Below are 21,841 nucleotides of genomic sequence, written 5' to 3' on the forward strand. Positions count from 1 at the left end.
GCAGGGCGGGCGCACATTGCCGCCCTGCCGTCCCTCACTCCTGACTGTAGGTCGCGACGATTACAGCGCGCGCGATTGCCTGGGAGAAAAGATTGAAGCCGAGAAACGCAGGGGTAGCAGTCTCCGGAAGGTCGATCCGCTCCGTACCCACGGCGTGCACCGCGATGTAGTAGTGATGCGTGCCGTGCCCGGCGGGCGGGGCAGCGCCAACGTAGCCGCGGAATCCGGCATCGTTCTGAAGCTGCACGGCCCCGTCCGGCAGCGCCGAGTTGTCGTTCTGTCCAGCTCCAGCGGGCAGTTCAGTGACCTGTGCGGGAATGTTCGCGACAGCCCAATGCCAAAATCCCGACGCTGTCGGTGCATCCGGATCGAAAACAGTGACGGCGAAGCTCTTGGTCTCCGGCGGAAACCCAGACCAGCTCAGTTGGGGCGAGACGTCCTTGCCACCAGCCCCGAAGACCCCCGAAACCTGCGGGTTCGCCAGCCGCTCCCCCTCCTTTACGTCGTCCGACTTGAGTTCGAACGTCGGCAACACAGGCAGCGACGCGTACGGATTCGTGCTCACATCAAACCCCTTTCATTGTGGTGTCGATTACGTCAGCAGTTGCGCAGAAAGTGATCGAGTACACGGGTGCCGAAACGGAGCGCATCAACAGGAACCCGTTCGTCGACGCCGTGGAAAAGCGCCGCAAAGTCCAGGTCTGGCGGCAGTTTGAGCGGAGCGAAACCGAAGCACCGGATCCCGAGCTTCGCGAAAGCCTTCGCGTCCGTGCCGCCGGGAAGCATGTACGGCACCGTCCTGGCACCGGGATCTTCACTCAGCAGCGCCGCGTTCATGGCGTCGACGAGATCTCCGTCGAAGGTGGTTTCGTAGGAGTCGAGGTTCGTCACCCACTCGCGCTCGACGTGGGGACCGATCAGTTCGTCAACTTCACGCTCGAATGACGCCTGACGGCCGGGCAGCACGCGGCAATCTACGACCGCCTCGGCGGACTGCGGGATCACATTGGCCTTGTAACCGGCCCGCAGCATGGTCGGATTTGCGGTATCGCGAAGGGTCGCACCAATAATCCGTCCGATGCTGCCCAGCTTAGCGATGGTGCCTTCGAGGTCTGGTGATGCGGGGTCGAAGTCGAGTCCGGTCTCTTCGGCGACGGCTGCCAGAAACTGCTCGACGGACTCGGTGAGAACTAGCGGGAACCGGTGCCTGCCAAGCCGTGCCACAGCTTCCGCAAGGTAGGTGACGGCGTTGTCTTCATGCAGAAACGAACCGTGGCCCGCTCGCGCCTTCGCAGTGAGCTTCATCCACGCAATGCCCTTTTCGGCCGTCTCAAGCAGATACAGACGGCGTTCCGAGCCGTCGGGCCGTGGCACAGTCAGCGAGTAACCGCCCACCTCACCTACTGCTTCCGTCACTCCATCGAATAGGTCGGGCCGGTGTTCGACAAGCCAGTGCGAGCCAAATTTGCCGCCCGCTTCTTCATCCGCGAGGAAGGCGAAGACTAGGTCGCGGGGCGGCACTATGCCGTCCCGCTTGAACTGGCGGGCCAGTGCAATGGTCATTCCGACCATGTCCTTCATGTCAACCGCACCACGGCCCCACACATAGCCATCCTCGATCGCACCCGCGAACGGGTGGACGCTCCAGTCGGCGGGCTCGGCGGGCACAACATCCAGGTGACCGTGGATCATGAGGGCCCCGCGGCTGCGGTCCGCGCCCGGGAGCCGGGCAAAGACATTCGACCGGCCGGGCGCGCCCGAATCGACGAGGGTCGTCTCGTAGCCAGCGTCCTGCAGTTGCTCCGCAACCCACTCCGCGCAGGCGCGCTCACCCTTCGTGGTCGCGGGATCACCAGTGTTCGAGGTATCGAACTGGATGAGCCGGCACACAAGGTCGACGACCTCTTGCTCGGCCTGCGAACCACGATTCATGTCAGACGCCACTCCCCTTTCCTACCATCGCGGGCGGGTGAAGTCTTGGTTGCACTTACAGCGGACTGACCCCGGGCTGCGAACAATCGCCGAAATCCGGGCTCGCGACGTGCCGCGAGCAGGCAATTTGAGCTTGGGCGCAAGTATGGGCTAGCCTGTTCCGGCACACGCAATTACAGCGTGGATGTCCGAGTGGCGGAATGGCAGACGCGCTAGCTTGAGGTGCTAGTGTCCGGTATAGGACGTGGGGGTTCAAGTCCCCCCTCGGACACCGCTTGAGATCTCTCCGGAGATATCGGAAAACCGAACCCCCAATTGGGTTCGGTTTTCCTGTTTTCTGGATGTATGTGCGGCTTATGTGCCCGTCGTGCTGAGAGCAACAGGGGCCCAGGACTCTCTCGAGCTCCGGGCCCCTTACGTTTAGCGATTGCGGGCGGATTCCGTCTTCGTCACTTCACGGTTGATTTGATTCCATAGATCGTCGCGCACCTCGACCAGCGCCTTGTCGAGGTCGTTCTCCCGAGAGGTCGCCACAAACTTAGGCATGCCACTGATCCAGCATTCCAGCACGACTCGCTGCGACGGAGTCTCGCGCTCCTTGACGGAGAGTTCGAGGTCCACTTGACTGGGCTGCCACCGCGCAAGACGGCTGTTCAGCCTACCGAACATGAGGTCACGTACCTGCTCGGCCTCGCTTTCCCGAAACCCTGCGATTACGCGAAGGCGATCGCGAAACTCGCTCACTCGTTTCCTCCCGGTGCTCGTCTTTCTCCAATACCACGGTTCCAAGACCATGGCCTTGCCGATGCTACCGAACTACGGGATAGCTGTGGGTCGCCATGATTCGGCTCAGCGCGGGCACGGACGCTAGAATCGACGCCCGGGCACGGTGCTGCCCACGGTTACGGCAAAGAAATGGCTGGCGCGCGACTCTCATGATCGACCCGGATGAACTCGCAATCTGCTTGCGTGTCCTTGACCAGGCTGCGGAACTCGACAAGGACGACCCCGATTCGGTGACCGTGCAGCGCGCCGTCGGCCGAATGTTCAAGACGCTGAAGCGGCGCCGCCGCATCGAGGCGCGCGACACCAAAGCCAAACATGACGCCGCCGTTATCGCCGCGACCGCGACCGGTTCACCGAACCGCATCGATGACGAAACACAGGGCATCGCGCTCACGTCACGCGCACACGGCGACTCCGCGGGAACGCTCGTGAGCCCGCAGGGCTGCTACGTCTGTAAACAGGACTACACGCGCGTCGACTGGTTCTATCACCAGCTCTGCCCCGAGTGCGCAGCGTTCAGCCACGGCAAACGCTCCGCGCGCACCGATCTCACCGGGCGCCGCGCACTACTCACCGGCGGGCGCGCCAAGATTGGCATGTACATCGCGCTGCGGCTGTTGCGTGACGGCGCCCACACCACTATCACCACGCGATTTCCCCGGGACGCGATGCGGCGTTTCGCCGCGATGGACGATAGCGCGGACTGGCTGCACCGGTTGCGCGTCGTGGGCATCGACCTGCGCGATCCAGCCCAGGTCGTGTCGCTCGCGGAGATGATGGCAGCAGAGGGCCCGCTCGACATCTTGATCAACAACGCGGCGCAGACGGTCCGCCGCTCCCCTGGCGCGTACAGCGCACTCGCCGACGCTGAATCTGCGCCGCTGCCCGCGGGTGAGTTGCCTGAGCACATCACTTTCGGTAAGCCAAGCCAGCTGCACCCTGCCGCGCTTTCAGGTGCGCTCGATGGTGCAAACCTCACGGCCGAACAAGTGTCCGCGCTCGCACTGGTGGCGGGTTCGGCGACCCCGGATCGCATCAGCAAAGGCATCGCAATCGATGCCGGCGGGCTCGTACCCGATCTGGTGGACACCAACAGCTGGGTTCAGCGCGTACACGAGGTCGACCCCCTTGAATTGCTCGAGGTGCAATTGTGCAACTCGGTGGCGCCGTTCATCCTCGTCTCCCGGCTGCGGGGGGCCTTGGCCGCGTCCGCCGCGCGGCGGAAGTACGTCGTGAATGTCTCCGCGATGGAAGGACAGTTCTCGCGCCGGTACAAGGGCCCGGGCCACCCGCACACCAACATGGCGAAGGCCGCGCTCAACATGCTCACCCGGACCAGCGCGGAGGACATGCTGGCTGAAGGCATCTTGATGACGGCAGTCGATACCGGATGGATCACCGATGAGCGCCCCCATCCGACGAAGATGCGGCTCGCGGATGAAGGATTCCACGCGCCGCTTGACCTTGTTGACGGCGCTGCCCGCGTCTACGATCCGATCGTGCAGGGAGAGAACGGCCTCGACCTCTACGGCTGCTTCCTAAAGGACTACCGTCCGTCGCCATGGTGAGGCCGTACGGCGCTACAGGTCCCGGACAGTGATCACACCGCTGTGCAGCGCGCGTTCCGCAAGTTGCGCGCGCTTCTGGTTCTGCGGCAGTTCCTCGACCTGGAATTTGGTGAACAGCGTGCGCAGGTGGGTTTTTACGGCGTCGATACTGAGAAATAGTTCGTCGGCTATCTGCTGATTCGATGCGGGGCGAGCGAACGACGCGTTCGCCCGGTACGGGCGGCACAGCGCGACAAGTACCGAGCGCTGTGTTTCCGTTAGCGTCGGGACCAGCGACCCGGTCGACGCCACCCGGGTGGTCGTCCCTGTCGACCCGAGCAGATCCTCGAACGTCAGCGCGGTTTCGCCGACAAGGATCACGTCCTTGTGCCGCAGTCTCCGGCGCCCCGTGATCCGCTGTCCGTTGACATACGTACCGTTGCGGGAGAGGCCATCGTCGACCACCGTCCACTCACCCGCGATCATCTCGAATGCGGCGTGGAGCCGGGACACCTGATGGTCACCAGCGATAGTGACGTCGGCCTGTTCCGAACGCCCGATTGTCAGCCGCGACGCCTCTGGCGGGAAGTCCCAGTAGTGGCGCTGCCCCGATCCGCTGCTGACGTAAACCCGCCACCGTACCGGCTCTTCCACGTGAACCCCATTCCGACGAACGAATCCCTACAAATGGTTCAGCAGGCATCCTCGCCTATAAACAGCGTAGTCCGAGGCACGGTTCCTACTCGTCGAGCGACCAGTAGACTTCGCCGTCTTCCTCGACGGTGGCCACTGCCGCGAACTCCTCGTCCGCCGTCGCGACGGCGCACCGCACTGCCTCCCCCGCGGTGTTGCTCAGCGCACCGTCGCACGACACGTCACCGGCCTCAACTCCGGTGATTCCAGCCAGATCCTGTTCGAGGTCAGCGGCGCCGTACCGGACGATCTCCGCGACTTCCCAATCGAAGTCGACATCTTGCCCATCTACGGCGCTCGCGCGCACGGTGATGCGGTATTCGGTGTCGAGCGCATCGACGAAGGTGCATTCCGCGGTTGCGCCGACCTCGGCGTCGAGCGAGTCCGGGCAGGAGACCGAGGCGGGGGCCTCGCCCGTCTGCTCCTCAAGACCCGTGGTCAGTTCGGCTTCCAGATCGCTGCCCGAAACGCTCGATGAACACCCAGCCAGAAGCACCGCGCCTGCAGTGACAGCGACGACGGCATACCTGCGCCTCATGTGGTTCTCCCCTGCATGCTGCCGCCCGGGCGTTGCTGTCTGGGCGTAATGCGGGAAGACTACCAAGCAGCGTGGCGTCGCGACTTGCATTTAGTGGTGAGCGCCCTCCAGTGGCGACGGCAGCGATTCGACAGCGCGCAGCCCGGAACCGACAACGCGCTCGAGTGCGCGCAGGTCCTCTTCCATCAGCCGGTACAGCCAGTACGCGACCACGAACGCGATAATGATGAACACCGCGGGCACTCCGAGCCCAGTGACCACGGCCTGCACTTGTTCAGGCGAGAGGAATGTCACGGCGTAGACGCCAGCGAGCGGTACGAGGGCAGCTATCGGGAGATAGATCATGCAGCGCCGCCGTAGTCCCCGCAATCTGCGCAGGTCACCCCGGTTTGGCTGGCCATGCCGCAGGAACAGCGGGTAGATACAGCGGACGAGATAAAAGTTGACCAGGAAGAACGGGTACAGGACGGCGAGCGCGCCGTGCACTGTCAGAGAACTCAGGAAATGCAGGTAGGCACCGGTCGGCAGCGTTCCTCCCGCAGCTTCGAGGCCAAGCGGAATGCTGAATGCTGCGGTAAGCCAGAAGCCGAATATCACCAGGACCACACGGTCGCCGAAAAGTAGCGTGTCCGCTCGGGCATGGGCCAGCGTTTCTGTGTCGTACTGTTTGCCTTTCATCAGCCCGCGCGGAATCGTCAGCAGCCTCCTGCCAAAGAAGATCAACAGCGCCGCTCCGACGGGCCACAAGGTGGCGTTCGTCATTGCGACCGCCGACCAGAATGCCGCTTCGGTCTGCGCGTCGGTTTGCGCGATGATCAAAGCGTGATTGTGCGTCGTGTTGTACACCCCGGCTAGCGCGCCTGGCACCGCAATCGCAAAGAATATAACCGGGAAAAGCCAGCGGGAAAGCCGTGCCCGCCAGCTGCGGGGCGGCGGATCGACCAGATCTCGTGCGCGGGCGTCGAGGCACAGTTCGAATTGCTGAGCCAGCAGCGCTCCTGAGGACCAGCGTTCATCGCGGTCATGGCGCAGGCATCGAGATAACACGCGCCGCAGGGCCCCCGGGCAGTCGGCGGGCAGGGAATCTTCCGCTTCCAGGACCGGACCGTGCTCACGCAGTGCGATCATGTTTCCCAGCGCCACGTTTGTTTCCGCGGAAAGCTGCTCGTGCCCGAACGGGCGGCGCCCGGTGAGCAGCTCCCACAGCATGACTCCTAAGCCGTAGATGTCGCTGCGGGTATCCAGGTCAGCCGGGGTGCGAGAATGCCCTGGGTGGCAGGCCTCCAACTGTTCCGGTGACATGTACGCTAGGGAACCGCCGAAGTAGGCGACCGGGTTGTCCCCCGCGATCTCATTGCTGTAGCTGATGTTGAAATCGGCGAGCTTGGGGACACCGTCCGCGGTGAGGAGCACGTTCGCAGGTTTCACGTCGCGGTGCAGCACCCCGCGCGTCGCCGCATAGTCGAGCGCCAGCGCGAGGCACCGGCCGAGCCACGCGACCGTCTCCGGCCAGGACATCGCCGCAATCATGGCCCGGGCGGATGATTCACTCGGCCGGATCGAGGCTTTCTGCGTGAGCACCTCGTCGACGGTATCGAGCAGCAGCTGTCCGCTGCGCTGTTCAGCCGGAACGTCCCGTAGCCGCTGCAGCACCCCCTGCAGTGTTCCGCCGGAGAGATACTGCATGTACAGCAGTCGCGCATTGTGGCTCGGAAGCACGCGCTGGTCGAAGACCCGCACAATGTAGTCGTGGTCGAGTTGCGCGAGTGTTTGCGGTTCGGTCCCGTGATCGTGTGACACTTTGACCGCCACCAGGCGCTGCATGGATCGCTGCCGCGCCAGGAATACTCGCGCGAATGCACCACTGCCCAGCGAGAGCAGCAAGTCGAAGTCGTCGAGCCGCTGGCCCACATCAATGTCATCGAGTGTTGGCTGCGTGCGCTGCACGGATGCAGTCGGCAGCCCCGCCGCGGCTGTTCGTGTCTGGGTCTCCGATAGCAATCCGGTAGCGTCCGCTGTGACATCAGTCGCGGCCACAGCGTGGGTAGGGTCAGCTGCTGAGTTCGCCTGGATCATGTCGGCAAGCGCAGCCGACTGGCCAGGGAAGCGCCGCTGATAATCACCCAGAGAGACAGTTTCACCTGCGTCTCTCCGAGCGAAAAACTCGGCGGCGATCAAATCGGGCGGTACAGGAGCGGTCTGAAGTTCGGGGAACTCGTGGACGTACTCACTGAGTCGTTTCGGCTGGCCATATTCGCGCCACCGATAATGGAGGTCGACCTTGATCAGCTCGATGAGCGACAGACGGCGCAATTCAGCGGCGTGGGAGGCGTACCGTGCGAGCTCTGGCGGCTCACCTGCAGCTTCCCACGCGAGTGCGAATCGCCGCACCACATCAGCGGGGACGGACAGCGCCTGCGTCAGCCCGTGTCTCTCCCGCCCGAAGCCGCCGCCAGACACCGCATCGTCTTCGGCCCGCGAACGACGTGCATTTTTCATTCGTGCACCGACCGTTTGCGTCGTTCTGGTCTGACTATTCGCTCAGGATACGCCCGTGCCGATGCGCTGTCCGAGCAAAACGGCCGGAGCCGGCCGGGAGCGCTGGGCGGTCATCGGTTTCGCAGAACCTCACGAACGTCGCGCCGGTGTGAGCGCGGGAGTACGGGGTACCGCTGGTGCCCGAGGCGCAGCACCGCCTGCGCGTACCCACCCGACTCGGTCCCGTTGCCAACTGATCCGTTATGACCATTCCTGCTGCGCCGCGCCGCGTCTCGCACACCGGGACGGTCGTCAATGTCGATGATCGGACAGGTCGCGACATTGAGGGATGTGGCCAGCAGAATAATTGCCGAGAGGGCGATACCCGCGTGCAGCCAGGCCTGGGGATCGTCGCTTTCCGTGAGCAGCACGCCCACATCTGCCCGGTCGCGTTCTACCCGCCACGCCGACATGCGCTCCGAGCGGAGCGGCAGCCGTGCTGCACCGGTGATTGCGTCGATACCGTCATCGTCGAGCAATGCCAAACTTGCACCGTGCGCACGCGCGCACTGCGCCAGCTGGTGCGGAACCGGCGAGAGCGGGCCAAGTGACGCGAGCGGACGCGTCTCGGTTCGGCGGGAATCCATGGCGAGGAACATTGCGAGGATCGCACCACCGTCAGCGCCAGTCCGAGTAAACCGCAGCGACGCGATGTGCAGGGCGTTCTCGTCGGTGGGGAATTCGGTGACGTGCGCCGTCCAGCCCAGCCCGGCGAGCGCCACAATCCCGTGATGCAGGGCCATTCCGCAGCTCAGCAGCATGAGCCTGCCGTCCGGATCAGATACCCCGGCCAGCCGTTCGGGATCAGCGAACAGGTGCAGCTCGGCGCCGTCAAAACGCCATTGCCAGGGTTGCCGATTCCATACTGACGGCGCACGCCGTGCGCGGCTCAGGGCCTCACGCACGAGGTCGAAACTCGGCACCTGCGCGTCAGCCTTGATCGGCTGTACGCCCAGAACGGGAGGGGCGATGCGTCGGGTGCTCATGACTACTCCATTCGGAACGCGGTGCGGTTTTCTCCGCATTCCAAGAATCACCCGGCACGGCGCCACTTCGTCACGGCCACAAGACATGGCGCGGGAGGATTTGGTCCCCGATTTCCGAGGACCAAAGTCACCAGGGCTACGCCGCTGGCAGCGCCGCAGCGAGTACTTGTTCGAGTTCGCTGATTGTCTCCTCGAGCGGCCGGAGTGAGCGTTCAGCCCGGCACATGATGATGGCACCTTCAAACGCCGCAATGGTAAGCACCGCGAGGCTTTCAGCCCGGCTAATCGCGATGCCTTCCGCCGTCAGCCCCGCCGCGAGCGCCGCTTTCCAGCGCCGGAAGGTGTCGGTGACGGCGTCTGCATGCTGCTCGCTGTCTTCCCCGCCGCCCGCGACGACTGAGACCACTGGGCAGCCGGCCTGGAAGTCGCTCGATATGAGGACACTGCTCCAGAAGTCTCGCATTTTTCCCAGGCCAGTCAACGGACCGTCAGTGACGGCCGAGTCGATCAGCGAACTGATCGCGTCGCTCGCTACTTCAAGCGCTTCCGCAATGATCTGGTTGCGCCCACCAGGAAAGTGGTAGTAGACGGAACCTCGCGGGGCCTCGCTCCGGCTCAGGATCGCATCGATCGTCACTCCAGCGGAGCCGCGCTCACGCATGAGTTCAATCGCCGCGAGCACCATGCGGTCCCGGGTCTTGACGCGAGTTCGCTGCCGTGTAGCCACCTCTCACCTTCCGACATAACACGAGTACGCCAATCACACGCGTAACGGCTGGCGCTATCTGAAGCGATAACACCAGTTGGCAATCAAGTCTATGACATCTGGCATGGTGATGTGGTTTGCCGTTGGTGATCTTGGTGCGTGCCCGCGGTGATCGACCCTCGTCGTGCTTGAGCTTTACATATCGGATAAGTTCGTCACAGTACGCAGAAAGGAGGAATCATTGCGCCAGCGCCTGATGCTTGACGTCGACACCGGCATCGATGATTCGCTCGCCCTGCTATACCTGCTGGCCAGCCCGGAGGCCGACATCCGGGGTATCGCGGCAACCGGAGGCAATGTACCCGCCCGGCAGGTCGCGGCTAACAACCTTGCGTGGCTCGAACTGTGTGACGCACCGGCGATCGAGGTCGCACTCGGCGCGGAGGCCCCACTCTCAGCGCCTCTGCAGACCAGCGAGGAGACCCACGGGCCACGGGGCGTCGGGTATGCGGAACTCCCGGAGCCCACACGCGAACTCTCCGAGCGCTCCGCTGCCGAGCTTTGGGTAGAAACTGCCCGCAAGTGCAAGGGCACACTGACCGGATTGGTCACCGGCCCGCTCACGAATCTCGCCCTCGCTTTGGAGATCGAGCCGGAGTTGCCATCGCTCTTGAAGCGACTGATCATCATGGGCGGCGCTTTTAACTACCCCGGGAACACCACCCCAATCGCGGAGTGGAACATGTCAGTCGACCCGGAGGCCGCCAAGATCGTCTTTGACGCTTTCAGTGAGGCACCAGACGAACTGCCGATCGTCTGCGGGCTTGATCTGACGGAACGAGTCATCATGCGCCCGAACCACATCAGCGAGTTGGCTAAGGCGGCGGGCGCCCCTGTGGAACGCGTGGCACCCGAGGATCCACTCGGCGAGCGATCGCAGTCGCCGAACCTGCTCATCCGGCACCTTTCGGACGCCCTGCGTTTCTACATGGAGTTCCACCGCGCCTACGAACAGGGCTTCATCGCGCATATTCATGACCCGTTTGCTGCGGCTGTGGCGATCAATCCGCAATGGGTGCGCACACGCGCCGCGACCGTTGATGTGGAACTAGCAGGCACGCTGACACGTGGTGCAACGGTGGCAGATTGGGTCGGTATGTGGGGCAGGCCCCCAAATGTGGACATCGCGGTGGCGACTGATCCGGACGCGTTTCTTAGTCACTTCATCGACCGGCTCGGCGGCTACGCGGCAAGATTCAACTAAGACCCGGAAGGCTGCGGTTGGGGCGGAGATGACGCGGGCCGATTGCACATGAAACGTGGCTGCAACACCGGACAAGCGCGGCACCTGCTAGTCTCGACACCGCCGTCGGGGCAGCGGCGGCTGGCATATCCACGAGAAGTCAGACTCGATTCATCGCAGGAGTGTGGAATGGCGGCCCCGGAGACCCTCGCGGGCGGGAAATCACTCGCCCGGCACCGTGTTTTTCTCGTACTCGGTACGGCTTTCATAGTCTCGACATACCTGGCCCTGGTGTACTGGCGGCCCGAAGGACTGGACGAGGCTTCGGGAACTCCGGCTATCGCCGCCCTGGCCGGTAACACAGTGGGGGCCATACTGCTTCTCGCTGGTGTAATACACCGCCTGCCACTGACGACTGTCGTGCTGATTCCCAGCGCGATCGCGCTCAACATCGTGATCGGCCAGATCGCGGCGCTCGCGGGGATACCGCTGTATCTCGACTCGGTCGGAACAGTGCTGGTCGCGGCGCTGGCGGGCCCAGCCGCCGGAATCGCGGCGGGAGTGCTCAGCAACGTGGTCTGGGGACTCACGCTCGCGCCAGTCGCCGCCGCTTTCGCCATTGTTGCAGCACTTGTGGGCGCACTCGCTGGGTTGCTCGCGCGAGCAGGCATGTTTCGCCACATTCTGCTGGTACCACTTGGCGGCGCGCTGACGGGCGTGTGTGCCGCACTCGTCGCGGCCCCCATCGCCGCTTTCGTGTTCGGCGGCGTAACTGGCGGCGGCGCAACTGCCGTCGTGGCCGCATTTCGGTCGGTCGGAACGTCGCTACTCGAGGCGACGACGCTGCAAGGACTCCTGTTCGACCCCCTCGATAAGGCAATCAGTTTCACCGTGGTCGCCTTGATCATCACTGCGCTTCCTTTACGGCTGAAGCAGCAGTTCCCGTTCGCGGCCCGCTACATCTCGAAACCTGCGACGTGACCGGCCAGGCATCCAGTGCAACTGTATTTACCTGGCCGATCATGGCTGCACCGCCGAAATCCGCTGACAAAGCTCATCTCAGTGGTGTGCCTCGCCCTACTCGTATTCGCCGTACCGGAGTGGTCATGGCTGGTGATCCCGCTTGGCGTTTTGTTAACGCTGTCAGTGACGGTACGGAACACCCGCCAGATCATCGCCTGGTGGACGGGTCTGGTGCTGCCGTTCGCCCTTCTGTCGTTCGCGCTGCAAGGTTTGTTTTTCCCTGAAGGTGACACGCTGATCGCAGGGTTCGGGCCCTTTCAGATCACGTCGGAAGGCCTCGCTTTCGCCGCTCTGTATACCATGCGGATCGCGACGATTCTCGCCGCGTTCGTGCTGTTCGCTGCGACGACGTCAGCGGCTAAGCTCATGGGCTCGTTGACCGCCGCCGGCGTCAATCCCAAGATCAGCTACATCGTCACCTCAGGTATTACCCTCATTCCCGCGCTCAACGAACGCGCACAGTCGGTGCTTGCCGCTCAGCGAGCTCGCGGACTCGCCACGTCAGGCAGCCTTCTGCATCGGGGTAAGGTCTTCTTGCTGGTGCTGAAACCCGTTGTTTTCGGCATTCTCGCCGACCTCGAACAGCGCGCTTTCATCCTCGAGCAGCGCGGGTTTGGGTCCCCGATCCGCCCGACCTCGTACGTGGAAGTGCCATTCGTCACAGCAGAACGGGTATTCTGCCTCGTCGCGCCGATCGCGACGGTGATTCTGGTGGTCATCTTGCTTAGTGTGAGTTGACCATGATCTCTCTCAACACCGTCAGCTACACGTACCTCGGGAGCCGCGAGCCTGCGCTCCGCGACATCACCCTCGACGTGGCTAGCGGGACCGTGTGCGGCATTATCGGACCCAACGGGGCCGGGAAGTCGACGCTCGCACGCCTCGTCGCGGGCTGGGAAGGGCCCGGCAAGATGCGAGGATCGGTGCTTGTCGGGCGGCGCGACATCCATTCCGCCAGTGCATTGCAGCGCACCCGACTCGTGTCCTTCGTCGGCGACAACCCTGCCCTGCAGCTCACGGGATTTAGCGAAACAGTGGCTGAGGAGATCGCCTTCGGACTTGCTAACCGCGGCGTGCCCCGCGACCGGATGGTTCCGCGTGTCCACGCCATTTCTGACCGCCTGGGGCTGCGCGATCTGCTCCACCGGCCGCCACACTCACTGTCGGGCGGCGAACAGCAGTGCGTGGCTATCGCTGCGGCGCTCGTTCAGCGCCCCCGGGTCCTCGTGCTCGACGAACCCACTACGATGCTGGATCCTCATGGCACAGAGCGGTTTTGCGCGACGCTCCGGGATGTCACTGCCAGCGGCGTGGCCGTAATTATCGTGGAGCACCGGTTCGAGGTACTGCGCGAGTACGCCGACACGGTACACCTTCTCGCAGAGGGCACTGTCGCGCAGTCTGGGGCGCCCCGTGACGTACTGGGCTCGCTGCTCGCAGCGCGGACGGGTGCCGGGACGACCCGGTACACAGCCGCCGCCCGTGCGGCCGCGCTCAGCAGTACCCCACCGCCGGTGTCGCTCGACGATGCCGTCACTGCTTTTGCAGGACGGGTGGTACAGGAACCGCCCATTCAGCCTGTCCCGTACAGCGACAGGGCCGAGTTCACCCCAGCCGCCCGAGACGTGCCCGCGGTGAAGCTGCGAAATGTCCACGCAAGCTACCGGGGCAGCATCCAAGCGCTGCGCGGTGTGACGCTGGAACTGCCCCCAGGAAATCAGGTCGCGGTTGTCGGCCGTAACGGCGCAGGGAAAACCTCGCTCGCCCGTGTACTCAGTGGCGCGCTCCTACCGGATATCGGGGCGGTGTCGATCGGCGGCCGTCTCACTCGTGACACTCCCCCGCATGTGCTGGCACGGTCGATTGGGTTTGTTTTCCAGAATCCGGATGATCAACTGTTCGCGCGCACGGTACAGGAAGAAGTCGCATTCGGACCGCGCCAGCTGGGCCGCGCCGCGGTCAATCAGCTCGTCAGCCACGCGCTGCAAGCGACCGGGCTCGACGGCAAGCGCGACATGCACCCGCATGATCTGTCCACCGCGGAACGCAAACTGCTCAGCATCGCCAGCATCGTCGCAATGGACACTCCGGTTGTCGTGCTCGACGAGCCCACGGTGAGTCTTGACGCCGCCGCCGTGAACCGGGTCGCACAGATACTTTCACAGCTTCGCAGCAACGGCCGGACGGTCATTACGCTCACACATGATCTTGACTTCGCCGCCGAGAATTGCGATCGCATCGTGCTGCTCGGCGGCGGACGGGTCGCCGGGGACCGGGCGACCCGGAACATGTGTGCCAGTGAGCTGCTGCACGAACTGTACGGCCAGCTGCCACAACTCGCCCGGCTCGCGCGCGCCCTCCACTGGAACTGGTGCCCCCTCACGGCCTCTGAGCTCGGTACCGCGTTCGGGAGCGTGTGATGTTCAGCTGTCGAACGCGTCGAGGATGCGCTGCGCGCCGAGCGCGGCGGTGAGCGAGCCCTCTCGTACCTGTTTCTCCACGTCGACACGTATTGCCTTGACCGCATCGCTGTTCGCGAGACGCTGAAGCAACTGATCGTGCACCATGCTCCACGTCCAGTCGACTTGTTGCTGCCGACGGTTCTCCTCGAAGACCCCAGCTGCAGTCAGCGTGTCGCGGTGCGTGAGAACTGTTTCCCAGAAGCGGTCGATACCCGAGCCTTCAAGCGCACTCATCGTCAGTACCGGCGGCATCCACAGCGAATCACGGGGATGAATGAGCCGCATCGCGCCAGCAAGTTCCCTCGCTGCCCGTTTAGCATCCCGCTCGAACGGTCCGTCTGCCTTGTTTACCGCGACAACGTCAGCGAGTTCAAGAACACCCTTCTTGATGCCCTGCAGCTGGTCGCCGGTGCGAGCGAGCGTGAGGAAGGTGAAACAGTCCACCATGTTCGCCACGGCGACTTCCGACTGCCCAACGCCGACGGTCTCCACAAGGATCACGTCGTAACCCGCCGACTCCATCAAGATCATGGTTTCCCGGGTTGCTTTCGCGACGCCGCCCAGCGTTCCAGCTGTCGGTGAGGGCCGGATATACGCATCGCGCTCGAGTGACAGTTTCGCCATCCGCGTCTTGTCGCCCAGAATCGAACCGCCGGTGCGGGTGGAGGACGGGTCGACAGCGAGCACCGCGACACGGTGCCCCTTCCCGATGAGATACATGCCGAGCGCATCGATGAACGTGGATTTCCCGACACCGGGCACGCCCGTGATCCCCACTCGGTAGGCGCTGCCCGCGTGGGGCATCAGCTTGAGCAAGATCTCCTGTGCCAGCTCACGATGATCTTTCCGGGTCGATTCGACCAGGGTGATCGCGCGAGCGAGATCCGCACGCCGGTTCTCCTGCACTGCCTGCGCAATGGCGTCAGCGTCCATATGCCTCACCGTCAGGCAGACTCGCTGAGGTCATGACCGAGCCGTTCAGCGAGTGTCTGCAGCAGTCCCGCCGCGGCGTCAGCGATCACCGTGCCCGGCGGGAAGATTGCTGAGGCCCCCGCCTGATACAGCTCATCGAAGTCACCCGGTGGAATAACGCCACCCACGACGATCATGATGTCGGGACGGCCAGCCTCCGCTAGCGCATCCCGAAGCGCCGGAACCAGGGTGAGGTGTCCTGCCGCGAGTGACGACACACCAACGACATGCACGTCGTTATCGGCAGCCTGCTGCGCCACCTCGTCCGGCGTCTGAAAAAGTGGGCCCACGTCAACGTCGAAGCCCAGGTCAGCGAACGCGGTCGCAATCACCTTCTGGCCCCGGTCGTGACCGTCCTGCCCCATCTTCGCGACAAGGACACGCGGCCGCCGACCCTCTGCATCGGCGAAGCGCTGCACCAGCGCGCTGGCCTTTGCGACATTGCTCACGGTCCCCGCCTCGTCTTTGTACACACCGCTCAATGTCCGAATTTCCGCTTGATGACGACCGTATACGTTCTCCAGCGCAGCTGAGATCTCACCCACCGTCGCGCTTACTCGCGCCGCGTCGATCGCGAGTGCCAGCAAGTTGTGTTCGAGCCCCGGTTTCGGACTCGCCGCGGCATCGGAGAGGCGTTCCAGCGCCGCATGCACCGCGTTCTCGTCGCGCTCCGCCCGCAGCCGCTCAAGTTTGTCGAGTTGCTCCCGGCGCACCCGCGAATTTTCGACCTTGAGGACTTCGATCGGATGATCGTCCTCCACTTGGTACTTGTTGACCCCGATGACAGGCTGCCGGCCGGAATCGATGCGGGCCTGTGTGCGGGCTGCGGCTTCCTCGATCCGCAGTTTCGGGATGCCGTCGCTGATTGCTTGTGCCATACCGCCGTGCTCACGCACCTCGTCGATATGGGCGCGCGCCCGTTTGACGAGTTCATGCGTCAGCCATTCGACGTAGTACGACCCGCCCCACGGGTCGATCGGCCGGGTCGTCCCCGATTCTTGCTGCAACAACAGCTGAGTGTTGCGGGCGATTCGCGCGGAGAAATCCGTGGGCAGCGCCAGCGCCTCGTCGAGTGCATTGGTGTGCAGCGATTGGGTGTGACCTTGTGTGGCAGCCATCGCTTCAACGCACGTCCGCGCCACATTGTTGAACACGTCCTGCGCTGTCAGCGACCAGCCTGACGTCTGTGAGTGGGTACGCAGCGAACACGACTTCGCGTTCTTCGGTCCGAAAGAATTGACGAGTTCGCTCCACAGGAGCCGGCCTGCACGAAGCTTCGCGACCTCCATGAAGAAGTTCATGCCGATCCCCCAGAAGAAGGACAGGCGCGGGGCGAACGCATCGATGTCAAGGCCCGCGTCAAGACCCGCCTGGATGTACTCGACACCGTCAGCGAGGGTGTACGCAAGTTCGAGGTCCGCCGTCGCGCCCGCCTCCTGGATGTGATATCCGGAGATCGAAATCGAGTTGAATTTCGGCATTTTGGCGCTGGTAAAGGCAAAGATGTCCGAAATGACGCGCATCGACGGCTTCGGCGGATAGATGTAAGTGTTGCGAACCATGAATTCTTTCAGGATGTCGTTCTGAATGGTTCCTGAAAGTTTTTCTGCCGGAACGCCCTGCTCCTCAGCCGCCACCACGTACAGCGCGAGGATCGGGAGCACCGCCCCGTTCATTGTCATCGAAACCGACACAGCGCCAAGGTCAATTCCCTCGAACAACTGACGCATATCGAGAATCGAGTCGATCGCCACACCCGCCATGCCCACGTCGCCCTGGACGCGCGGGTGGTCCGAGTCGTAACCACGGTGGGTCGCAAGGTCAAACGCGACTGAAAGACCCTTCTGTCCGGCCGCGAGATTCCGGCGGTAGAAGGCGTTTGATTCGGCGGCAGTGGAGAAACCCGCATATTGCCGGATAGTCCATGGCTGATTGACGTACATGGTCGGGTACGGCCCGCGAATAAAGGGCTCCGCACCGGGAACCGTCTCAAGCGGATACCCCTCAGCTACCGCCTGCTGACGGTCTGCCGCGGTGTAAAGCGGATGAACGGCAATGCCTTCTGGCGTGTGCCAGACGACGTCATCGGCGGTGTAATTGTTGGCCGATGCCGCGGCCGCTTCATGCGCTCGTGCTTCTTCCGCCGTCGGCGCGGCGGCGGGAGCCGAACCCGGGGCGCCGAATGGAATCTCCGCGAAACGCGGGAACGTCACGTGTGTACGATCTGCTGATTCAGTGGTCACTGGACCCCCAGAGTGTCAAGCAGTGCCGACAGAACGGCCACCGCGTCGATGCCCGCGCGCAAATACCCGTCAGGCTGTGTGGTCGCCGCTGTATCGGTTTGCGTTGCTGCCGGGAAGGCGGATTCCGAACCAGCAAGCATCACATGGGTCACGCCCGCTCCTCGCAGGATACGCACTGCGTCAGCGGCTTCTTCTGAGTACCGCGCGTCCGAACCGCACACGACAGCGACTTTCGCCGCGGTGCTGCGCGCCGCACCGGCGAGTCCGTCGAGACCCACTGGTCCCGGATTGACCGCCTCGATTCCGCCCGATCCGACGAGATTCGCGATGAAAGTTGTCCGGATGTTGTGCTCGGCGAGCGGCCCAAGCGGCGCAAGCAGCACAGCAGGCCGGGCACCAGTGGCAGCGAGGTGCCGATCAGACCGGTTGCGCAAGTTCTCGAATGGCTGGGCGTAGCGGGCTGCGTCAGGCCGCGGCAAACGGGTCCCCACAGCCCCCTCGTCATCGACCGGAAGCGGTTTCTCGCCTCCGTCGGGAAACTCATTCACGCCGGTCAATTGGACCTTGCGCCGCGCGATGTCTTTCTCGCGCGCCGCCCGCACCGACTCGATCTCCGCCCGCAACCAGCCAGACTCAACTGTGGAAAGGTAGCCGCCCGCCGCGTCGATATCCTGCAACACCCGCCATGCCGCCAGAGCTAGGTCACTCGTGAGCTTCTCCGCATACCAGGATCCCCCGGCCGGGTCGACTACCCTGCCAAGGTTCGACTCTTCGAGTAGCAGCAGCTGAGTGTTGCGCGCGATTCGCTCAGCGAACGAGTCCGACACACCCAAGGCGCCTGCAGGGAGCGCGGCGTCGAACGGCAGAACAGTCACCGTGTCGGCGCCGCCCACGCCCGCGCCGAATGCCGCGACCGTCGTCCGCAGCATGTTCACCCACGGGTCCCGCTGACTCATCATCGCCCCAGACGTGACCGCGTGCTGAGGTGCGTTACCCGCCTGCGGCTCGCCAAGGACGTCCGCGACGCGTGCCCAAACTTGCCGGGCCGCGCGCAGCTTGGCGATCGTCTGGAACTGGTCGTCAGTCGCGGCGAACCGGAACTCGATCTGCCCGAGCGCCTGCGCTCGCGTAAGGCCCGCCGCGAGCATGGCCTTGACGTACTCAGCACCCGCAGCGCACGCCGCGCCTATCTCCTGCACGTCGCTGGAACCCGCATCATGGAATGCGGTCGCGTCGATCATCACCGCGCGGATCGTCTCGTCCCGCGCGGTCGCACTGCCGGCCAGTGACACCGCCTCCTGCAAACCCGCGCTTGCGTTCGCGGCATCGCCGGTGAACGCCTCGGTCAGTGGCGCCGCCCCGAGACCGATCGTGATCTGCGCCCGGTTCGTGACGCCGTCACCGGCGTGGGCACGAGCGTCGAGCATCGCAAATAGATTCGCTGCTGCGGACGGGGCCTCCGCCCCGGCGTCGAGCGTAAGGGGCGCTAGATCCAGCAGCACGCCTTCGAGCGCGCGATCGATCGACTCGACCGGCACGCCGTTTGCCCCAACGGTGAGCCACAGTGCAGAAACACCACGTTCGAGGGCGGCGAGAATTTCCTCGTTGATGTCAGCCGCGCTGGACGTACCCGCACCGAACCGGGCCGCCACTCCCCAGCCCCGGTTGACGTCGCGAAGCGCATCCCCGCCGCGCGTAAACGGGTACACGCCGGGGAGCGGATGCTCAGGTTCCGCGTCCAGGCTGGTGTACAGCGGATTGACCGTTACGCCGTCATAAGTATGGATCGCGAGGAGGTCCTCCGGCCGGTCGCCTAGCTCGTCCGGCGACACCCGCCGCGATTTCGCAAGCACTCCCGCTACCGCGCGCCGCCATGCCTGAACATCAGGCACTGCGCCCGCCGGGGCTGTCATTCCTGACTCGACCGTCATTGGACAGAGTTTAGTAGGACGCCCAAGCTTGTCGGTGCCCGGGCTCCCACCGATTCCGCCAAAGAGATACATGTCACATGCCGCGCTGTGAGCTATGACCGCATTGGTTCCAGATGGGGCAGAGTGCCCGTAAGGTAATCAGTCGTGATCACAGCGCCGCGCCCCGACAGTCCGCGTCTCCGTGGAGCACTGTCGCGTGCCGCCCGTTCCCTCTCGCGCATCAAGATTCTCGCGGCCTGCGCAGTACTCACCATATGCGTTGCCGTCCTCATCCTTGCACCCGTTCCGACCGTCAGTGAGGTGCGGCAGTGGGCGGCTGACCTCGGTCCGGCATTCCCGCTGCTGTTCTTCGCCGCAAATGTTGTGATCACACTGTTCCCTATTCCGCGGACGATGTTCACAGTGACGGCTGGCATCCTGTTTGGGGTCGTGCCGGGAATCATGATCGCGATCGGCGCCGGGACACTGAGCGCGGTTATCTCGCTGCTGCTTGTCCGCAAGCTGGGTCGCGACTTCGTGCACGCCAAAGTCACCGCACCGACCTTCATTGAGGTTAATCGGCGACTAGCGCGACGCGGCTGGCTAGCCGTTGCGTCGCTGCGGCTCATTGCACCCATCCCGTTTTCCGTGGTCAATTACTGCTGTGCGCTCTCCTCCGTGCGAGTCTTCCCGTTCGCAATCGCCACCTTCTTCGGGATGATGCCCGGCACCATCGGTGTCATCCTGCTCGCGGACGCTGTTACCGGTGAGACCGATCCGCGTCTAGCGCTGGTTTCGGCGGGGCTCCTCGGAATCGGCGTCATCGGCCTGATCGCCGACACGAAGCTCGGCGCCCGCGGAAGCCTGCCCGGACGCGACGACAGCGCCGGCCCTGAGATCGCGCAAAGCTCACCCGCCACGCACTAAGATCAAGCCTCATTAGTTGACAGCACCGGGCCGCGGTGCAGCGACAGGGAGGTCACGATTGTTCGTGATGACGGTTGACCAGCGCCGCAGCCGCCGCGACATCGATCGGGTCGAAGGCGTACTCGAATCTCTCAATGAGGCGCAGCTCGTGCGGCCGTTCGAGCGCACTGCCGGAGACGAACTTCAGGGCGTCCTCGATGACCCCGCGACGACCGTCACCCTCGCGCTGAATCTCATCCAGGAAGGTCACTGGAGTGTCGGGATCGGCATCGGCGCAGTCCGGCTACCACTGCCGGAAGCCACACGAGCCGGGCATGGCCAAGCTTTCGAGGCCGCCCGCGACGCCGTGACCCGCGCGAAGAACTCTCTTGCAGGTGTTGCCATCACCGGGCCTGACGCTGAGTCCGCGCGCCACGCGGAGACCGCGCTCGCCCTTCTCGGAATCCTCATCTCGCGGCGCTCCGAGCAGGGCCACGAAGCTGTCGCGCTCGTGGCGCAGGGCATGACGCAGGCAGACGCCGCGGCCCAGCTCGGAGTAAGCAAACAGGCGGTCTCGCAGCGCCTCGCCGCCGCTTCGTGGCATATCGAGCGGCCTGCTCGTGAACTAGCTATTCACTTGTTGCAGGCGGCAGCACAGTGATCGTCCTCGCCGTCACATTCCTCGTCCTCGCGCTCGTTATCGCACTGATCCCCCGGTCCGCACAACTGCCTCAGCGCGCTGAGCTGCCCGCCTGGGTGCACGCCGGTTCGGCTGTTGTCGCGCTCGGCGCCGCAGCACTTGCCGGCTACATCGCTGACGCACCGGCAGCTGCAGTGCAAGTGACAGTCCTCGTCATCGCTGTCGCTGTCGCTGCGGCAGGCGGGTCACCGATCGTTCTCGGCGCGTTCAGCATCGCGCACCGGCAAGCAGCGCGGCGCCGCAGCCCCGGGATCGACGGCGGGGACGAATCGGCCGCTCTTCCGGACGATGACGAAGGTCCGCTGCGCGGCGGATTCACGATCGGCATCCTCGAACGAATCGCCGTCACCGTGTCGATTCTGACGGCATGGCCTCAAGGCATAGCTATCGTGATGGCAGTAAAAGGCCTGGCGCGTTACCCGGAACTGCGAAATCCGGACGCGAGCGAACAGTTCATCATAGGAACCGCGTCGAGTGTGTTGTGGGCGGCGGCCGCCAGCGGAACCGCGTACCTCATCATCACCTGATACCTGTGGAGAACCGCACGGCGCGGGCGGCGCCGCAACCCCGCACCCTGCTTTCGCCACCGGAATCCACGTCACATGCAGGGCAGCGCGCTCGAACGGACCGGCATACCACAAAGCCCTGGAGCGAGA

General features: G+C 64.0%; 19 protein-coding genes and 1 tRNA gene. 9 read left to right on the forward strand and 11 right to left on the reverse strand.

Annotated elements, in window-relative coordinates; all coding sequences use genetic code 11:
- Positions 1-34: 34 nt before the first annotated feature.
- Positions 35-565 (reverse strand): YbhB/YbcL family Raf kinase inhibitor-like protein, encoded by a 531-nt coding sequence (locus ONR57_RS07405; protein WP_265122496.1) that lies wholly within the window; start codon positions 563-565, stop codon positions 35-37.
- Between the two features lie 32 nt (positions 566-597).
- Positions 598-1,932: a M20/M25/M40 family metallo-hydrolase gene (locus ONR57_RS07410; protein WP_265122497.1), complete on the reverse strand. Its 1,335-nt coding sequence runs from the start codon at positions 1,930-1,932 to the stop codon at positions 598-600.
- 186 nt (positions 1,933-2,118) lie between these two features.
- Between ONR57_RS07410 and ONR57_RS07415 the strand changes: the two genes are divergently transcribed.
- Positions 2,119-2,203: transfer RNA gene (locus ONR57_RS07415), tRNA-Leu, on the forward strand.
- Positions 2,204-2,352: 149 nt separating this feature from the next.
- Here the strand turns inward: ONR57_RS07415 and ONR57_RS07420 are convergent.
- The gene (locus ONR57_RS07420) at positions 2,353-2,676 is read right to left on the reverse strand and encodes a hypothetical protein (RefSeq protein WP_265122498.1); all 324 of its coding nucleotides are present in this window, start codon (positions 2,674-2,676) and stop codon (positions 2,353-2,355) included.
- 191 nt (positions 2,677-2,867) lie between these two features.
- Here ONR57_RS07420 and ONR57_RS07425 point away from each other — a divergent pair, with 191 nt between their 5' ends.
- Positions 2,868-4,286, forward strand: coding sequence for an SDR family NAD(P)-dependent oxidoreductase (locus tag ONR57_RS07425; protein WP_265122499.1), 1,419 nt, complete (start codon positions 2,868-2,870; stop codon positions 4,284-4,286).
- A 12-nt stretch (positions 4,287-4,298) separates the two neighbouring features.
- Here the strand turns inward: ONR57_RS07425 and ONR57_RS07430 are convergent, their stop codons facing one another.
- The 5 genes from ONR57_RS07430 to ONR57_RS07450 all read right to left on the reverse strand — a co-directional run bounded on the left by ONR57_RS07430 (position 4,299) and on the right by ONR57_RS07450 (position 9,747).
- A complete protein-coding gene (locus ONR57_RS07430; RefSeq protein ID WP_265122501.1) occupies positions 4,299-4,919 on the reverse strand; it encodes an FHA domain-containing protein in 621 nt (206 codons plus the stop codon).
- An 85-nt stretch (positions 4,920-5,004) separates the two neighbouring features.
- Positions 5,005-5,496 (reverse strand): DUF4333 domain-containing protein, encoded by a 492-nt coding sequence (locus ONR57_RS07435; protein WP_265122503.1) that lies wholly within the window; start codon positions 5,494-5,496, stop codon positions 5,005-5,007.
- Positions 5,497-5,586: 90 nt separating this feature from the next.
- On the reverse strand, positions 5,587-7,995 hold the full coding sequence (locus ONR57_RS07440; protein ID WP_265122504.1) for a serine/threonine-protein kinase: 2,409 nt from the start codon (positions 7,993-7,995) through the stop codon (positions 5,587-5,589).
- A gap of 110 nt (positions 7,996-8,105) precedes the next feature.
- On the reverse strand, positions 8,106-9,020 hold the full coding sequence (locus ONR57_RS07445) for a hypothetical protein (RefSeq protein WP_265122505.1): 915 nt from the start codon (positions 9,018-9,020) through the stop codon (positions 8,106-8,108).
- Between the two features lie 136 nt (positions 9,021-9,156).
- Positions 9,157-9,747: a TetR/AcrR family transcriptional regulator gene (locus ONR57_RS07450; RefSeq protein ID WP_265122506.1), complete on the reverse strand. Its 591-nt coding sequence runs from the start codon at positions 9,745-9,747 to the stop codon at positions 9,157-9,159.
- Positions 9,748-9,982: 235 nt separating this feature from the next.
- Between ONR57_RS07450 and ONR57_RS07455 the strand changes: the two genes are divergently transcribed.
- From ONR57_RS07455 to ONR57_RS07470, 4 genes are all read left to right on the forward strand, one after another.
- Positions 9,983-10,990, forward strand: coding sequence for a nucleoside hydrolase (locus ONR57_RS07455; RefSeq protein WP_265122745.1), 1,008 nt, complete (start codon positions 9,983-9,985; stop codon positions 10,988-10,990).
- Positions 10,991-11,158: 168 nt separating this feature from the next.
- Positions 11,159-11,950, forward strand: a complete 792-nt coding sequence (locus ONR57_RS07460; protein WP_265122507.1) for a histidine kinase — start codon at positions 11,159-11,161, stop codon at positions 11,948-11,950.
- 15 nt (positions 11,951-11,965) lie between these two features.
- On the forward strand, positions 11,966-12,730 hold the full coding sequence (locus ONR57_RS07465) for an energy-coupling factor transporter transmembrane protein EcfT (protein WP_265122508.1): 765 nt from the start codon (positions 11,966-11,968) through the stop codon (positions 12,728-12,730).
- Positions 12,731-12,732: 2 nt separating this feature from the next.
- Positions 12,733-14,412: an ABC transporter ATP-binding protein gene (locus tag ONR57_RS07470; RefSeq protein WP_265122509.1), complete on the forward strand. Its 1,680-nt coding sequence runs from the start codon at positions 12,733-12,735 to the stop codon at positions 14,410-14,412.
- A 3-nt stretch (positions 14,413-14,415) separates the two neighbouring features.
- Here ONR57_RS07470 and meaB read toward each other — a convergent pair whose 3' ends face one another.
- From meaB to ONR57_RS07485, 3 genes are read right to left on the reverse strand one after another with little or no spacing between them, the layout of a single operon-like run.
- Entirely contained in the window at positions 14,416-15,387 is a 972-nt protein-coding gene (gene meaB, locus ONR57_RS07475) for a methylmalonyl Co-A mutase-associated GTPase MeaB (RefSeq protein WP_265122510.1), read from the reverse strand.
- 11 nt (positions 15,388-15,398) lie between these two features.
- Positions 15,399-17,639: a methylmalonyl-CoA mutase gene (gene scpA, locus ONR57_RS07480; RefSeq protein ID WP_265122511.1), complete on the reverse strand. Its 2,241-nt coding sequence runs from the start codon at positions 17,637-17,639 to the stop codon at positions 15,399-15,401.
- Positions 17,640-17,665: 26 nt separating this feature from the next.
- Entirely contained in the window at positions 17,666-19,600 is a 1,935-nt protein-coding gene (locus tag ONR57_RS07485) for a methylmalonyl-CoA mutase family protein (RefSeq protein WP_265122512.1), read from the reverse strand.
- Positions 19,601-19,744: 144 nt separating this feature from the next.
- On the opposite strand from ONR57_RS07485, the gene ONR57_RS07490 reads away from it, so the two are divergent.
- From ONR57_RS07490 to ONR57_RS07500, 3 genes are read left to right on the forward strand one after another with little or no spacing between them, the layout of a single operon-like run.
- The gene (locus ONR57_RS07490) at positions 19,745-20,506 is read left to right on the forward strand and encodes a TVP38/TMEM64 family protein (protein ID WP_265122513.1); all 762 of its coding nucleotides are present in this window, start codon (positions 19,745-19,747) and stop codon (positions 20,504-20,506) included.
- A gap of 58 nt (positions 20,507-20,564) precedes the next feature.
- Positions 20,565-21,146 carry a SatD family protein gene (locus ONR57_RS07495; RefSeq protein ID WP_265122514.1) on the forward strand — a complete coding sequence of 194 codons (582 nt, stop codon included), beginning with the start codon at positions 20,565-20,567 and terminating at the stop codon, positions 21,144-21,146.
- Positions 21,143-21,712: a hypothetical protein gene (locus ONR57_RS07500; protein WP_265122515.1), complete on the forward strand. Its 570-nt coding sequence runs from the start codon at positions 21,143-21,145 to the stop codon at positions 21,710-21,712. The genes ONR57_RS07495 and ONR57_RS07500 overlap by 4 nt, the downstream gene beginning before the upstream one ends.
- The last annotated feature ends 129 nt before the right edge of the window (positions 21,713-21,841 follow it).

The sequence above is a fragment of the Hoyosella sp. YIM 151337 genome, from assembly GCF_026041215.1.
In the GTDB taxonomy this organism is placed as follows: Bacteria; Actinomycetota; Actinomycetes; order Mycobacteriales; family Mycobacteriaceae; genus Hoyosella.

What these genes read in the sequence shown, in the direction of transcription:
- ONR57_RS07410 (WP_265122497.1), bottom strand. Translation starts at nt 1,932, where the DNA reads ATGAATCGTGGTTCGCAGGCCGAGCAAGAGGTCGTCGACCTTGTGTGC.
- ONR57_RS07425 (WP_265122499.1), top strand. Translation starts at nt 2,868, where the DNA reads ATGATCGACCCGGATGAACTCGCAATCTGCTTGCGTGTCCTTGACCAG.
- ONR57_RS07435 (WP_265122503.1), bottom strand. Translation starts at nt 5,496, where the DNA reads ATGAGGCGCAGGTATGCCGTCGTCGCTGTCACTGCAGGCGCGGTGCTT.
- ONR57_RS07440 (WP_265122504.1), bottom strand. Translation starts at nt 7,995, where the DNA reads ATGAAAAATGCACGTCGTTCGCGGGCCGAAGACGATGCGGTGTCTGGC.
- ONR57_RS07445 (WP_265122505.1), bottom strand. Translation starts at nt 9,020, where the DNA reads ATGAGCACCCGACGCATCGCCCCTCCCGTTCTGGGCGTACAGCCGATC.
- ONR57_RS07455 (WP_265122745.1), top strand. Translation starts at nt 9,983, where the DNA reads ATGCTTGACGTCGACACCGGCATCGATGATTCGCTCGCCCTGCTATAC.
- ONR57_RS07460 (WP_265122507.1), top strand. Translation starts at nt 11,159, where the DNA reads ATGGCGGCCCCGGAGACCCTCGCGGGCGGGAAATCACTCGCCCGGCAC.
- ONR57_RS07470 (WP_265122509.1), top strand. Translation starts at nt 12,733, where the DNA reads ATGATCTCTCTCAACACCGTCAGCTACACGTACCTCGGGAGCCGCGAG.
- meaB (WP_265122510.1), bottom strand. Translation starts at nt 15,387, where the DNA reads ATGGACGCTGACGCCATTGCGCAGGCAGTGCAGGAGAACCGGCGTGCG.
- ONR57_RS07485 (WP_265122512.1), bottom strand. Translation starts at nt 19,600, where the DNA reads ATGACGGTCGAGTCAGGAATGACAGCCCCGGCGGGCGCAGTGCCTGAT.